The 15,724-nt window shown below is 31.6% G+C and carries 11 protein-coding genes; 5 read left to right on the top strand and 6 right to left on the bottom strand.

The annotated features are described in order from the left end of the window. The first annotated feature begins 7 nt into the window (after positions 1 to 7). Positions 8 to 1,273, top strand: a complete 1,266-nt coding sequence (locus tag ACY2IJ_RS05955; RefSeq protein WP_476726242.1) for a glycosyltransferase family 4 protein — start codon at positions 8 to 10, stop codon at positions 1,271 to 1,273. Here the strand turns inward: ACY2IJ_RS05955 and ACY2IJ_RS05950 are convergent. Then, positions 1,270 to 2,220 carry a lipid A-modifier LpxR family protein gene (locus tag ACY2IJ_RS05950; protein ID WP_476726241.1) on the bottom strand — a complete coding sequence of 317 codons (951 nt, stop codon included), beginning with the start codon at positions 2,218 to 2,220 and terminating at the stop codon, positions 1,270 to 1,272. The genes ACY2IJ_RS05955 and ACY2IJ_RS05950 overlap by 4 nt on opposite strands. Before the next feature lie 114 nt (positions 2,221 to 2,334). On the opposite strand from ACY2IJ_RS05950, the gene ppk2 (ACY2IJ_RS05945) reads away from it, so the two are divergent. From ppk2 (ACY2IJ_RS05945) to ACY2IJ_RS05935, 3 genes are read left to right on the top strand one after another with little or no spacing between them, the layout of a single operon-like run. Beyond that, the gene (gene ppk2 / locus ACY2IJ_RS05945; protein WP_476726240.1) at positions 2,335 to 3,192 is read left to right on the top strand and encodes a polyphosphate kinase 2; all 858 of its coding nucleotides are present in this window, start codon (positions 2,335 to 2,337) and stop codon (positions 3,190 to 3,192) included. Positions 3,193 to 3,195: 3 nt separating this feature from the next. After that, complete coding sequence (ppk2, locus tag ACY2IJ_RS05940) at positions 3,196 to 3,978, top strand: polyphosphate kinase 2 (RefSeq protein WP_476726239.1); 783 nt, start codon at positions 3,196 to 3,198, stop codon at positions 3,976 to 3,978. 7 nt (positions 3,979 to 3,985) lie between these two features. Then, complete coding sequence (locus ACY2IJ_RS05935; protein WP_476726238.1) at positions 3,986 to 5,062, top strand: hypothetical protein; 1,077 nt, start codon at positions 3,986 to 3,988, stop codon at positions 5,060 to 5,062. 47 nt (positions 5,063 to 5,109) lie between these two features. Here the strand turns inward: ACY2IJ_RS05935 and ACY2IJ_RS05930 are convergent, their stop codons facing one another. The 5 genes from ACY2IJ_RS05930 to ACY2IJ_RS05910 form a co-directional block, all read right to left on the bottom strand. After that, entirely contained in the window at positions 5,110 to 6,318 is a 1,209-nt protein-coding gene (locus tag ACY2IJ_RS05930; RefSeq protein ID WP_476726237.1) for an RsmB/NOP family class I SAM-dependent RNA methyltransferase, read from the bottom strand. 63 nt (positions 6,319 to 6,381) lie between these two features. Continuing rightward, complete coding sequence (locus ACY2IJ_RS05925; protein WP_476726236.1) at positions 6,382 to 9,336, bottom strand: hypothetical protein; 2,955 nt, start codon at positions 9,334 to 9,336, stop codon at positions 6,382 to 6,384. Positions 9,337 to 9,388: 52 nt separating this feature from the next. Next, on the bottom strand, positions 9,389 to 10,000 hold the full coding sequence (locus ACY2IJ_RS05920) for a hypothetical protein (protein WP_476726235.1): 612 nt from the start codon (positions 9,998 to 10,000) through the stop codon (positions 9,389 to 9,391). Positions 10,001 to 10,093: 93 nt separating this feature from the next. Continuing rightward, a complete protein-coding gene (locus tag ACY2IJ_RS05915; protein ID WP_476726234.1) occupies positions 10,094 to 10,906 on the bottom strand; it encodes a hypothetical protein in 813 nt (270 codons plus the stop codon). A gap of 33 nt (positions 10,907 to 10,939) precedes the next feature. Then, positions 10,940 to 11,770: a COG1470 family protein gene (locus ACY2IJ_RS05910; protein ID WP_476726233.1), complete on the bottom strand. Its 831-nt coding sequence runs from the start codon at positions 11,768 to 11,770 to the stop codon at positions 10,940 to 10,942. Between the two features lie 384 nt (positions 11,771 to 12,154). On the opposite strand from ACY2IJ_RS05910, the gene recG reads away from it, so the two are divergent. Next, positions 12,155 to 14,254, top strand: coding sequence for an ATP-dependent DNA helicase RecG (gene recG, locus ACY2IJ_RS05905; RefSeq protein WP_476726232.1), 2,100 nt, complete (start codon positions 12,155 to 12,157; stop codon positions 14,252 to 14,254). Positions 14,255 to 15,724 lie beyond the last annotated feature (1,470 nt).

The raw sequence follows: 15,724 nt of genomic DNA, 5'->3' as shown, positions 1-15,724 counted from the left end.
TTAAAAAATGGAAAATCAAATTCCTATCAAAACAATTCTATATTTTTGTAAAATGCAATCACTATTAATTATTGGTTATGTTTGGCCAGAGCCTACTGCAACTGCTGCGGGGTATAGAATGCTTCAAATTATTGAACAATTCCAGTTGTTAGGTTACCAAGTTACTTTTGTAAGTCCTGCCCAAAAACCCAATTTAGCTTATGATTTGTCACTGATCAATGTAGCTACACAAATGGTGGAAATAAACCATTCTTCTTTTGATGATTTTGTACGTGCTTTAAATCCCTCGGTTGTTTTGTTTGATCGGTTTATGATGGAGGAACAATTTGGTTGGCGAATAGCAGAAAATTGCCCAAAAGCCATTAAAATGTTAGATTCAGAAGATGTACATTTTTTAAGAAAGGCTAGGCAACAGGCAGTAAAAAAAGGAGAGAAATTGCCAACAGATATTATTCATAGTGATGAAGCAAAAAGAGAAATAGCAAGTATGTATAGGTGCGACGTAACCTTAACAATTTCTGAATTTGAAATGAATTATTTGCAAACAGTTTACAATATTCCTGCTTATTTACTGTGGTATTTTCCTTTTTTGGTTGATGTAGATGTAACTATTAAACCAAGTTTTGAAGAAAGAAAAGATTTTCTTTTTATAGGAAACTTTATGCATGCTCCTAATTGGGATGCTGTGTTGCAATTAAAACAAGAACTTTGGCCACAAATAAAAAAAGAATTGCCTAAAGCAAATTTGCATATTTACGGAAGTTATCCAACCGATAAGGTTTTTCAGTTACACAATAGCAAAACAGGATTTTTAGTACAGGGTAGAGCTAATAGTGTAAATGATGTAATGCAATATTCAAAAGTTAATTTGGCACCCATTAGGTTTGGTGCTGGTTTAAAAGGAAAACTGATAGATGCAATGCAGAATAAAACACCATTTGTAACCACTGCTGTAGGAGCAGAAGGTATGTTTGGAGAGGTAGATTTTTCTAATTGTATAGCAAATAATTCTAAAGATTTTGTGCACAAGGCAGTTGCTTTGTATACTAATAAAGAGCTTTGGAATAGAGAAAGTAGTAAAGGTGAAAAAACATTAAAAACTAGGTTTGATAAACATAGTTTTGAGAAAAAAATAAAATTTAAACTAGAAGATTTACATAAAAATATAAAGGTTTATAGACAACAGAATTTTATAGGTTCTATGTTGCAACACCACAGTTTAAAAAGTTCTATGTATATGTCTAAATGGATAGAAGAAAAAAATAAAACTTAAAATTTATAAGAAACTTTAATGGTTCCGTATCGAATCCATTTTATAGAAATTCCTTCCGTTTTTTTAGTGTGAAAAACTTGATGATAACTAATATTCCATCGCTCTAAATTCCAGTAATAACCAATATCATTGTACCAAACCCAAGGCTCTATATAAAACTCTTTTTGAATAGAATTGTTCCATAATTCTCCTGTTATGGTTTTGTCACTTAGTTGGTAAGTAATGTAAGATTTTATTCCTAAATAACATTCTCTTATCCATTCTTCTGATGAGGTTTGCAGTCCGGTACCAAAAAAAGTAGAATTTGCAATAGAGGTGGGTTTGTAAAGTTTTGAATGAAATTTAAAAGCCAATCCTGACGAAAAATTCGCAAAAATTGTGTTTAACGTAGTTTGGTTAATAAGCGAAACTTGAGTAGTTCGTTCAGGTTTGTAATACAAATTGTAAACATAATCTAAATGTATACCTACACTTATAATTTGTTTTACTTGCGTATTCCAACCGTCAGATTCTGGAATGTTGTAAAACTGATGAATAAAGTTTTGGGCTTCTTTAACACCTGTTTTTTTTCCAGTATAACCTGCGTTTATACCAATGGTTAGTAGATTTTTGTCATTAACAAATTGTTCAGAGTAACGAGCATATACGTAACCTGCATAAGGTCTATCTTGTTTGTAAATATTAGGAACATCACTATCATACGGATTGTACATTTTTTGACCCAATTTAAATTCTTTAATTTTTTTGTAAAAAGATCCGTATTGTGTTGTAGTTGCTTTTTTATAAAACAATTCTATTCCGTTGGTGTAATACTCATCTAAAAAAAAAGAAACATACAAGTCATTGTCAGAAACAAAACCAAACTCATGGTTTTTATTGCTCTGTGCTACTGAGTTATAAAAACAAATAATAAAAAATAAGAAGAGACTAACTCTTGGTAATTTCATAAATATAGAAACTTAAAAGTTTCAAAAGTACAATTATTAACCTAGTAAAGCTATGCTAAAACATGTGGAATATGTATATTTACTTTGTCGCTAAAATGATATAATTCTTATAAAATGAATGAAAAAGAAAGGTTAACAATAGAAGATTTAGCTTCCGTTACATCTAAGCCAGAACTGATAGAGAAATTAGAACAAAAAAATATTGACGTTTCTGTCATTTTAAATAAAATAAAATACGAAGAAGAACTAAAGCTATTGCAAATAGAGTTGGTAAAACTTCAGCAATGGGTTAAAAAAACAAACAAACGTGTTGCCATTATTTTTGAAGGAAGAGATGCAGCAGGAAAAGGAGGTTCTATTCGTAGATTTATGGAGCACTTAAATCCAAGATCTACAAGATTGGTAGCCTTAAACAAACCAACAGACATAGAAAGAGGTCAGTGGTATTTTATGAGGTACATAAAAGAATTACCAAATCCTGGAGAAATTGTTTTTTTTGACAGAAGTTGGTACAACCGAGCTGTTGTAGAACCTGTAATGGGCTTTTGTTCAGAAGAGCAATACAAAATTTTTATGGCTCAGGTTCCAGAATTTGAACATATGTTGTATGAAGATGATATGATTATTATTAAATTTTGGTTGTCTATATCAAAAAGAGAACAGTTAACCAGGTTTGATTCTAGACAAGAAAACCCATTAAAAAGATGGAAATTTAGTCCGGTAGATAAAAAAGGACAAGAATTATGGGACAGATATACGTTGTACAAAGAACACATGTTTAGTAAAACGCACACTACCTATAGTCCATGGGTTATTGTAAAAACAAACGACAAACAAGAAGCTAGGTTAGAAAGTATACGTTATGTACTTTCTAAGTTTGATTATGAAGGAAAACAAACGGCATCGGTAAATTTGTTTCCAGATCCAAACGTAGTTATGCATTATTTTAGATCATCATACCAAATAGACTAGAGCATGGAAAATTTAACAGAAAGAGATATCAACAACCTTAACAGTAAAAAAGGTTTACAAGCTTTACTATCAGATGATGAAGTAAATATACAAAAGGCACTAAAAAGTGTTAATTATATAAAAAACTTAAAAAGATTACAAAAAGAGTTGATTAAAATGCACGAGGAAGTGATTGAAAAAAATCAACGTGTAATTGTAGTTTTTGAAGGAAGAGATGCAGCAGGAAAAGGAGGAGCTATACGTAGAATTACAGAAAGAATTAACCCACGTCATTTTAGAATTGTAGCCCTACCTAAACCTACAGATGAAGAAAGAACACAGTGGTATTTTCAGCGTTATATAAATAAGTTTCCAAAAGCAGGAGAAATTGTTTTTTTTGATAGAAGTTGGTACAACAGAGCTGTTGTAGAGCCCGTAAATGGTTTTTGTACGCAAGAAGAATACGTAAGGTTTATGAACAACGTAAACGATTTTGAACGTATGATTACATCATCAGGAATAAAATTGGTGAAAATTTACATGTCTATTACTAAAGACGAACAAGCTAAAAGGTTTGAAGAAATAAAAACCAATCCTTTAAAACAATGGAAAATAACTCCTGTAGATGAAAGAGCACAAGAGTTGTGGGATGAATATACAAAGTATAAAAACGTAATGTTTACCAATACCAATACAGATTATGCTCCCTGGAAAATAATAAAAGCAAATAAAAAAACATTGGCACGTGTAAACGCAATTAAATATTTGTTGTCTAGAATTCCATACGATACCAAAAGAAAAGTATAACACAATTATGAGGGATTCCGACTATCAAAAAATATCTAAAAAAAAGCCTACTTACCCAGTTCAGCCTTTTTTTAACAAATACCTTTCTAATTATAATAGAAACGCCTTAATACCTGTGTTTTATGAAGATTTACTTAGGTTTTCTGGAGGTATAGAAGTTTTTGATGAAAATGGAGATGATACATTGTGGATTCGAGTATATTATCCGGAACACGAAAGAACTCATATAGATAAAGATTTAAAAAAAGTATACTCTATATTGCATGGAGATGGTTCTGATACTTCTGTTCCCTTTTTAAACATTGATGCTGTAGATTATTGCACATTCGGAAATTCTAAACCGTTTAGAATTAAAGTAAGAAATGTACTAAACGATAATTATACTTATATGTATATAAAAAAGGCAGATGCTTCTAGAATTTATGGACTAGAATTAGAGCATTTGCTTTCTCCTAATAGAATTAACTTTTTAGTTTACAAAGAAACCTTAATAGAAGATCATATTTCTGGAATTCCTGGAGATACATTTATAGAAGGAGGTTTAGAGTCTTATTCTGTAAGAACTCAAAAGCAAATAGCCAAAGAATATGTAAAGTTTAATGAACGTTGTATTGTTCGTTTGTTAGGAGATATGAGGTCTTATAATTATGTAATAGTACCTACACATGATTTTGATCAAGTACGCTATAGAATTAGAGCTATAGATTTTGATCAGCAATGTTACGAGGGAAGATTAAAAGTATACATGCCTCAGTTTTTAAAAGAAAACAACCAATATGTAGAAATGGTTCACAATAATTTACGAGCCGAATCTATAGAACAATACAAACAAGAAGAACGCTCTACTATTGCAAAACGTATTTTGTTAGGCAAAAAAAGAATTAGAGAGTTGTTAAATTGTATGTTGCAAGACAAAATTTCTTCTAATGAAAAAATAACCCAATTAAAAAAAGACTTATTTGATTACACAAAAGATGCAAGATTTGAACAATGTAATTCTATGGGTGAAATATTAGAAACAGCATTTGATTATGTGGTTAAACACTATCAAGATGTAAACGGGTTTAAAGTAGATAGAACATAAAAAAAACCGAGAATTTTTTCTCGGTTTTTTTAGTTGTATTTTTAAAACTATTCTATTCTTTCTAGCAAGGCCATATAAAACCCATCGTAGCCAGATTCTGAAGCTAATATTTTTTTGTCTTTAATCAATTTAAAATTAGGATTTAATCCTAAAAACCTAGCAACTTGTTCTTGGTTTTCGGATGGTAAAATAGAGCAAGTAGCATATACTACTTTACCACCAACTTTAACAATTTTAGAATAACGACTTAAAATATCTTTTTGAATATCTTTAATGTTATTGATAAATTCAGGTTGTAGTTTCCATTTACTATCAGGATTACGTTTTAAAACTCCCAATCCAGAACAAGGAGCATCTATTAAAACTCTGTCTGCTGTATTGTAAAGTTTTTTAATGGTTTTAGTAGATTCTATTTTTTTGGTAGTAATGTTAAAAGCACCTGCACGTTTTGCACGTTTTTTTAATTCTACTAATTTACCACCATAAATATCGGTAGCTATAATAGAACCTTTGTTTTCCATTAAGGCAGCAATGTGTAATGTCTTACCACCAGCACCTGCACAAGTATCTACCACACGCATACCTGGTTCTACTTCTAAAAACTCAGCTACTAATTGTGATGATGCATCTTGCATTTCAAACAATCCACTTTTAAATGCAGGAGTTACAAAAACATTTTTACGTTCTTCTAATTCTAAAGCATACGGATATCCTTTAATAGGTTTGGTAATAATATCGTCTTTAGCAAGTAAATCTTGTAACTGTTTTTTAGTACCTCTTAAGGTGTTTACTCTTAAAATGGCAGCAGCAGGAATGTTTTGCGCTTTAAGTTCAGCATTCCATTTTTTTTCTCCCAATTCTTTAGCACATAATTCATCCATCCAATCAGGAATAGATTGAGCAATGGCTCTATGGCTTTGTAATTCATCAAATTTACCTTTAATTCTTCTTACAGGTGTGTCTGCAAAATATTTCCAGTCTGGTAATTCTATTCCTCTAAGAACAGCCCATACTGCAAATATTTTCCATATATTTTCTCTAGAGTAATGATTTTTTGTACCTGCAATTTCATTATACAAACGTTTCCATCTTACAATTTCGTAAAAAGTTTCAGCAACAAATTTTCTATCTCTGGCTCCCCAACGAGGATCTTTTTTTAAAGCTTTTTGTACAACTTTATCAGCGTATTCTTGCTCGTTAAAAACACTGTCTAAAGAATCTATAACGGTAAATACTAAATTTCTATGAAGTCTCATACTTTGTGTAACTATTTGATGGCAAAGTTACGTGTTTTTTTGCCTTAAGTAGATTAAAGAAAATTAATTTCTTATTGTAAAGTCTTTAATTTTTACTTCACGTCTAATTTCACGAATATAAAAAGCAGTATAAACGCTTTCTTGTGTGTTTTTTAAAGTGATTGGAATATTGTTTCTAGACAATTTTAAGTTAGAGTCTAAAATACTTTCATCCATGGTTAATATATAGCTCCCGTTAGAAATAAATAATTCAAAATGACCGTTAACGTCTGTTAGTGCTTCACTTGTTCTGTCTCTACCTTCGGCGGTTTTACCTGTAGCTACAATTTTAATGTTAGACAAATCGGTTCTTTGATTGTTTGCATTGGCTATTTCTTGTCGGTCTAAAATAACATCACCCACAATTTTAACACCTCTAGAGAACGGAATGTATACTAGTTTTTCTTTAAACTCCATTGGAGTACTGGTGTTAATGTTTGGAAACCACCCATTAATTTTTTCTAAAGGAATAATGTCTGTTTTGTAAAAGCCTTTAAATTTTTGTTTTATACTTGCTTTTCCATCATGGTTTGTAATTACTTCATCGTTTCCTACTTTAATTACCACATTGTTTATAGGAGCTTCGTTAAAATCCTTTTTACCATCACCATTAAGGTCCATAAAGGCAATAAAGTTTAAGTCTGTTTTTTTATCTTTTACAAAAGGAATAGGCAGTGCAAAGTCTTTACGAATGCTAAAGTTTAAGTTAAAGTTTAAATCATTTATGTTTTGTGCGGTCTGATTTAGATCAACCGTTCCTGTGTTGGCATTAAAAGCATTTAGCAATATAGAGCTAGAAGAGTAGCTTAGGTTAGATTGTATTCCGTATCTAATTCCGTATTTTCCAAAATAATACAAGTAACTATACAAACCTAAACCTACTTTTTTAGATGTGTTTAAATAGTTAAAAATAACATTGTTTTCTAAAATTAAATGCTTGTTTTTAAATTGGTATTGATGACTTAATGAGCTTCTGAAATTTTGTGGTGTTTTTTCGGCTGCATTTATTCCGTATAAAGATGTGTCTAAAGAATTAGAACCGTAAAAATATCGGTTACTAAAAGTATAGGTTCTGTATTTTATGTATGATGAAATTTCTAAATTAAAAAAGTCTTTAGATCCAGCTTGCGTAGCCTTGTTGTAACCAGCTCTTAGGTACAAAGAAGATAAAAAGTTGTTGAAAAAATTAGAGCTAGATTGTCTAACAATCAATCCTCTTTCTACTCTTGGAGTGTTTTGTGTGTCGTAAAAATGATAATAACCCCCGTATTGTAGCGTGTTTCTTTGTTTGTGGGTAGATATTAATAATGTATTGGTGTTTATTTTTTGAGCATTGATAAGATCATCAGAAATGGTGCTATAATTTTCATAGGTTTGAAAAGAGTTGGTCGCCAATAAATCTAACCTTTTATTAATTGTAAATATAGAACGGTGGTTTACTAGTTCACGAATGTAGTTTCCGTTACCATATCCTTTTGTGTTGGTTCTTACACTAATTACAGGTCTCCAAAGTTTGTTAAAAAAACTAGAGGAATATCCCAAACCAGCCGCATATCCTTCGTCCAATTGAGTGTTACCCGAACTGTCTGTTAATTGTGTGTAGGCAGCATATAAACTTATTCTGTGTTGGTTAAATAAAGACACTGTTGGTTGTACGTTAACAGCATTGGTAATTCTATCTAAGCCAAAATTTACATTTCTACCAGCACCTAACTTGGCACCTAACAGACCTCTGTAGTTAAAATTGTATTCAGCACCATATGTTTCGTTTTTATCTAACTGATTAAAAAAACTATCGGGTCTAATATAAAAAGCATTTACTCTGTGGCTTTCATTAATTTGGTAGCCTCCTTTAATTCCGTAACCAGAAGATTGTATTCCAATTAAATTTCCACTAACCAACCCTAATTCTAAAGATTTTTTCGTGTCAAAATATCCAACATACCAAGGAGCATTTTTAAAAACATTATTATTTAAAACAGAGCTAGAATAGTTGAACTGAGTAGAATATATCAATTGTGAGTTTTGACTTAATTCTTTGTAACCTCTAATATTTAGAGAAGCAAAAGAATAATCACCCATTAAATTTTGAACCGTAAAATCTACAGTTAACGGAAGGGTTGTGTAGCCATACTTGTCAGAAATAATTTCGTGAGGTAGTTTTACATAAGAAATTTTAGAGTTTCTAGATGCACTTCTACCAGTTGTATATTTAGGCTCTGTAGATTGTATAAGAATGTCGTGAACTACTTTTTCTTCTTTTTTGTACGGATCATAACTATTGGTAGAAATTCTTCTTTTGTTTCTTTCTTCCTTTTTTACAAATTCTAAATTTATTTTCTGATTAAACTCCTCTTTAGGTTTTAATGTAATGGTGTTGTTTTCTATAGGTTTTCCAAGTGTGTCGGTAACAATTATATTTTTTTTAGGAACAAGGTGTTGTATGTATATATCTTGATCGTAATTACCTGTGTTTTGTATGTTGTAATCTAATTCAGCAGTAGTTTCTCCGTTTTTAATATACTCTGTGTTTTTTTCAACATTTACCGTCCATCCTTTTTTATGATGACTTACCACGGTAAAATAGTTGTCTGCTAATTGTCGTCCATCCAAATCAATAACAAAAACATTGATGTTGATTTCGTTAATAGATTGTAATTTTTTACTAGGAATGTATACAATAGGAATAGATATAGTGTCTTTAATTAAGACTCTATGAATGTCTTTTGGATTTACAATAGGAGTCCACCCTTTAGGTGTTAATAGCTCTAGTCTAAATTTTATAGGAGATAAAGATGTTCTGTTGTATACTTGTAACACATTGGTAATGATTTCACCATCTTTTACGTGAATTACCTCTTTCTTTAATCGGGTACCAATATCCGAAGTTTCGTCAAGGTATTTAAAAGATTTATAAGCATGGTTTTCCCGTTCTTGACTGTAGGTTGTACAGTAAGAAAACAAGAAGAATAAAAGCAAAAAAACACATGTGTTATTGCTTTTGTAAAAAGTAGGATTGGGAACTTTCAAATTAGATTTTTTCCTCTAGATGAAACTTAAAGTTTAGTTGATAAACACCAGGGTTGTAAGAAAAGTTTGGCTTTATTCTAAAATCAATAATAAAATTAAATTCATTATAATTAGTTGCATAACTACCCGGAAAATTAGCATTGTTATCACAACCTGCCGTTTCGGCGGTTTTAGAAATTAATTCAGAAATAATTTCAATAACATCAGTTGTGTTGTTAAAAGAAACAAAAACGCCATTAATGTCAGATGTTTCACAAGCATTTCTAACTCTAATTTGTAAAACGTTCATTAAAGGGTTAGAAGCAGTTCCGCTACCATATTGTGTCAATTCTTCCCATTCGTTTACAGGTGTTCCTGCAGCAGAATTATTATCGACTTGTATGTTTAAAAACCATTGACATAATGGATCTACCACAGATTTGTCTTCTACAACCACTTTAAGCTGAGCTACATTATTATATGTTTGTCCGGCTTGGTACTTGGTAAAAGTATCAAAAGTAAATGATTGATTGATGGGATCTTTGTCTATCAATTCTACTCTTCCGCAATGAACTTGAGCCGTAGAAGTAAAGATGTTAGCAAAAATTGCACAAAAAGTGAGTAGTTTTAGCATTGAATTTTTACACTTATTAACAACAATATATAAAAGGATAGATGGTAAACATCTATCCTTTTATAGGGGTAAATATGTATAATTGATGAAATTTTATTGATCTTCTAATAAAACGTATTGAACATACATTGTGTAAACACCTGGTTCAGCAAATGCTGATGAGTTTGCTGCCAATCCTCCAGCTACATTTAACTCTTCAGAAGTAGATGCATCTGCATTGTATGCCATTGGGAATGTTGCAGGTAAACCTGGTAAAATTCTATAGTCAATGTTGTAATAAAAGTCAGAAGCAGCTCCTGTTTGTGTTAAGTAACTACCACCTGGCATAAAGTCATCACCAACAACACCTGTAGTTCCAGAGTGTCCAGCAATGTATTTGTGGTCTAATCCTGGAGGAGTTCCAGTACCTGTAGGGTCTACATAAATACTATTTTGTCCACTTGTACCAGAACCATCACTGTAGCTAGTAAATGCTCCACTGTAATCAACATAAGTTCCTGTTGCTGCACCACTAGCTGGGTTAGCTCTAGATTGTTTTAATTCTAACAAACTTAATGGTAATTCGTTAACAGCGTTAGGGTTTGTGTTTCCGTAGCTTACCTCTTGATCCCAAAAGTTGGCTCCAATGTTTCCTTGAGATCTAGCAATTGCATACAAATCCCAGTTTACAGTAGAACTAATTTTTAAGGTAGTTGCTGCGTACTGAGTAATTCCTGCTTGATATTCTACAACATCGTCAAAAATAAACTCAATTTGGTTAGGAGTTGTCATTTCTAACTGTAATACAGGTTGTAAATCCATAGTAACGGTTACATCCTTTTCATCGATTAACTGCGCTTGTGTTGTTAATCCTGCTAACATAGCTGTAGCTAAGACACTTTTCGTGATTTTTGAGAAATTTTTCATAAAAAAATAATTAATAATTAGGGTTATATAGGGTTAATTAATTTCAAATTCTAGCTTAGCTGCTTGTATTTCAGGTGCATCTTCGTAGTCTAATACACCAATGGCTAAGTATTTTCCTTGCTTAAATTTGGAAGGAATTTTAAACGTAAAGTTTCTGATCAATTCTGGTACGATGGTGAATTTTTTTACAGACAAGCGTTCTTGTTCACCAGTGCTAATATTTGTAAGATCAATGTATGAGGTACAATATGCAATACCATCTCCTTTATTCTGTGCTTGAATAATAATTTGATCGTCTTTGTGTACAAAATTGATAAGTTCTACATTGTTGTTGTTAACTGTAGGAGGATTTTGATATACAAAAACACCAAAAGCAAAAGTAGGCACTACACCCAATCCAATTGTAGAACTTTGTTTTTTGGTAATGCTTAAATTTTTTCTGGCTTCTTGTTGTTCAATCATAATAATATTCCATGCTGCTTTGTTGGCATTAGGATCATTAAAAGGAATGTTAACAGTAATAGCAACTTCTTTCTTTTCAAAAGGTTTTAAATCTACAAAGGTAGGAGACAAAGCAGTCCACTTAGATAACGAATATTTTCCTTGTCCTGCTAACAAAAACTGACTTTTACCTAAACCATTCATGTTAAAATCTTTCATTCCAATTTTAAAACTTGTAGGTCTTGGCGTATCGTTATTAATTGTTATTTTGTAACTTTTAGTTGTTCCAGGAGCTTGTTTTAAATGTAAATGTGCTGGGGAAACAGAAACTCCAGTTCCTTTTTTATCTAAGGCTATTTGTGAGTAGTTATAAGAAGTAAAAAAACATAAAATGATTAGAGGAAGTATTTTAAATATTCTCATTTTTGTTAAAAATAGATATAGATTAGTTTTAGTTTATTCCAAAACTAGCTAATTTTTTAATGCAAAACCCAATAAAAATAAGGGGTGTAGGTTAATATGAATAACAAATGTTATGTTCGCATAAATAAAACTCTCATAATGAACTAGATAGTTTTTTAAAAAAAATAAAGAAATGATAAAAAATTAACAAAAAATGATAAATATTATGTTTTTAACTGTTATTGAAAGGTTTTGTTAAAGATTATTTAATACAAAAGAGCTAAGTGTTTAGTTTAGTGGTGTTTTAAGTTTTGTTTGAATAGAATAAAAAGGAGCATAAAACATTGTTTGTTGTGTTTGCATAGTATTTTTAAAAATAGATGTTGTTTTAAAAAAAAAGTATAAATGTTTGATTTAGATGTTTCTATAAGTTATTTAACAGGAATTGGTCCTGCAAAAGCAGCTGTGCTTCAAAAAGAATTTGGAATTACATCTGCCAATCAATTATTAAACTTTTTTCCCAATAAATATGTAGATAAATCAAAAATATTTAAAGTTAAAGAGCTGCAACCTAGTAATACAGAAGTGCAATTAAAAGGAATTGTTACAGATGTAAGAGAAGTAAAACAAAAAAGAGGTTCTAGGTTGGTAGCTAATTTTAAAGATGAAACAGGCTCTATGGAGTTGATTTGGTTTAAAGTTACCAAATGGTTAAAATCAAGTATAAAAATAAACGAGCCTTATATAATATACGGAAAAATTAATTTTTTTAATGGAGCTTATAGCATGCCTCATCCAGATATGGAGTTAGAGGTCAATTATAAAAAAAACATAATTTCTGGTTTGCAAGCAGTTTATCCATCAACTGAAAAAATGAGTGCCAAGGGGTTTAACAACAAAGTAATGTCTAAGGCAATTCAGCATTTGTTAAAAGAAGCTTATCCGTATATAGAAGAAACCCTGTCTCCAGTTTTGTTAAAGGAACTTAATTTGTTAAGTAAAAGAGAAGCTTTACTGCATATTCACTTTCCAAAAAATCAAGAATATTTAATAAGAGCCCAAAAGAGATTAAAGTTTGAAGAATTCTTTTTTATTCAAATGCAACTTATCAGAAATAAGTTGGTTAGAAAAGACAAAATTAAAGGGTTTGTTTTTGAGCAAGTAGGTGATTATTTTAATTCTTTTTACAAAACAGGTTTAAAGTTTGATTTGACCAATGCTCAAAAAAGAGTGTTAAAAGAAATTAGAGCCGATATGTCTACAGGTGCACATATGAATAGGTTGTTGCAAGGGGATGTAGGAGCGGGTAAAACCATAGTAGCCTTGTTAACCATACTAATTGCTTTGGATAATAATTTTCAGGCAGCCATGCTTGCACCCACAGAAATTTTGGCAACACAGCATTATCAGGCTGTAACAGAATTGGTAGCTCCATTTCATATTACGGTAAAATTATTAACCGGTTCTACACGTACAAAAGAACGAAGAGAAATTCATGAAAATTTAGAAAACGGAACTTTGCAAATTTTAATAGGAACCCATGCTATATTAGAAGATAAAGTGAGATTTAAAAATTTAGGTTTAGCAGTTATTGATGAGCAGCATAGGTTTGGAGTAGCGCAACGATCTAAAATGTGGATGAAAAACACATTGCCACCCCACGTTTTAATTATGACAGCAACTCCTATTCCAAGAACTTTAGCCATGAGTGCTTATGGAGATTTAGATGTGTCTGTTATTGATGAGCTACCTCCAGGAAGAAAGGCCATACAAACTGTTCATAGATTTGACAGCGCTCGCTTGCGTGTTTTTAAATTTATGAGAGATGAAATAGCTAAAGGAAGACAAGTGTATGTTGTGTATCCGTTAATAGAAGAATCCGAGGCGATGGATTATAAAGATTTACAAGACGGATATGAAAGTATTCAAAGAGAATTTCCCTTGCCTGATTATAGAATTAGTATTGTGCATGGAAAAATGAAACCTGCTGATAAGGAGTTTGAAATGCAACGTTTTGTAAAAGGAGAAACTCAAATAATGGTAGCTACTACGGTAATAGAAGTAGGAGTAAATGTTCCCAATGCATCGGTTATGATTATTGAAAGTGCAGAACGTTTTGGTTTGTCACAACTGCATCAGTTAAGAGGTAGAGTTGGTCGTGGAGCCGACCAGAGCTATTGTATTTTAATGTCTGGTGTAAAGCTTTCTAACGATTCTAAAACTAGATTGGAAACCATGGTAAGAACCAGTGATGGTTTTGAAATTGCTGAGGTAGATTTAAAATTACGTGGTCCAGGAAATTTAATGGGTACGCAACAAAGTGGAGTTTTAAATTTAAAAATAGCAGATTTGGTAAAAGATAGCAAAGAGTTGCATTTGGCAAGAAACAAAGCGATTGAAGTATTGGAAGAGGATCCTAATTTGGTCTTGGATGAAAATAAAGCGATCAAAAGAACCTATCAACAAATTCATAAAAGAACTAGTATTTGGGCAAATATTAGTTAGGAGTTGTCTTTTTCAAAAGTTCATCGAGCGGAGTCGAGATGAGATTAAGTAATGAGTTTTTTTGATTTTTGTAAGGTTCTGTTCTCGACTCCGCTCGAATACCTTGTATGTTTTTGATTTAAGTAGAGTTTTGTATTCTACTTTGTTCGGGCATCATGTTTTTTTTACAAAGTATTTATGTTTTAAATAGTTCATCGAGCGGAGTCGAGATGATTTTAAGTAATGAGTTTTTTTGAATTTTGCAAGGTTCTGTTCTCGACTCCGCCCGAACACCTTGTGTGTTTTTGATTTTAGTAGAGTTTTGTATTCTACTTTGTTCGGGCATCTTGTTTTTTTTACAAAGTATTTATGTTTTAAATAGTTCATCGAGCGGAGTCGAGATGATTTTAAGTAATGGGAGTTTTTTAGTTGTTGAAATATTTTAGTTCTCGACTCCGCTCGAATACCTAGTGTATTTCTGATTTAAGTAGAGTTTTGTATTCTACTTTGTTCGGGCATCATGTTTTTTTTACAAAGTATTTATGTTTTAAATAGTTCATCGAGCGGAGTCGAGATGATTTTAAGTAATGGGAGTTTTTTAGTTGTTGAAATATTTTTGTTCTCGACTCCGCTCGAACACCTTGTGTATTTTAGATTTAAGTAGAGTTTTGTATTCTACTTTGTTCGGGCATCATGTTTTTTTTACAAAGTATTTATGTTTTAAATAGTTCATCGAGCGGAGTCGAGATGATTTTAAGTAACGGGTTTTTTAGTTGTTGAAAGATTCTGTTCTCGACTCCGCTCGAACGCCTTGTGTATTTTTTGATTTTTGTAAGGTTCTGTTCTCGACTCCGCTCGAACGCCTTGTGTGTTTTTGATTTAAGTAGAGTTTTGTATTCTACTTTGTTCGGGCATCTTGTTTTTTTTACAAAGTATTTATGTTTTAAATAGTTCATCGAGCGGAGTCGAGATGATTTTAAGTAATGGGAGTTTTTTGGTTGTTGAAATATTTTAGTTCTCGACTCCGCTCGAATACCTTGTGTGTTTTTGATTTTTGTAAGATTTTGTTCTCGACTCCGCTCGAACGCCTTGTGTATTTTTTGATTTTAGTAGAGTTTTGTACCCTACTTTGTTCGGGCATCATGTTTTTTTTTACAAAGCATTTATGTTTTAAATAGTTCATCGAGCGGAGTCGAGATGATTTTAAGTAATGAGTTTTTTTAGAAAGTATTTATCTTTTAAATAGTTCATCGAGCGGAGTCGAGATGAGATTAAGTAATGGGAGTTTTTTAGTTGTTGAAATACTTTAGTTCTCGACTCCGCTCGAACGCCTTGTGTGTTTTTTTGTTTTAATGAGTATTGTACGTGTTAGCGATTGAAGGGCTTGTTTGAGCTCTTTTTCTGCTAAACTCGTTTTAGCAGTAAAAAGCGAGTACTGAAAGCGCGACCCTGAGTTTATTCAGGGAAACACCCTAGAAGAAAAGATTTTAC

The organism is Wenyingzhuangia gracilariae, from assembly GCF_056387575.1.
The sequence above is the reverse complement of the archived record's forward strand: the minus strand, read 5'-3'. Positions and strand labels throughout refer to the sequence as shown.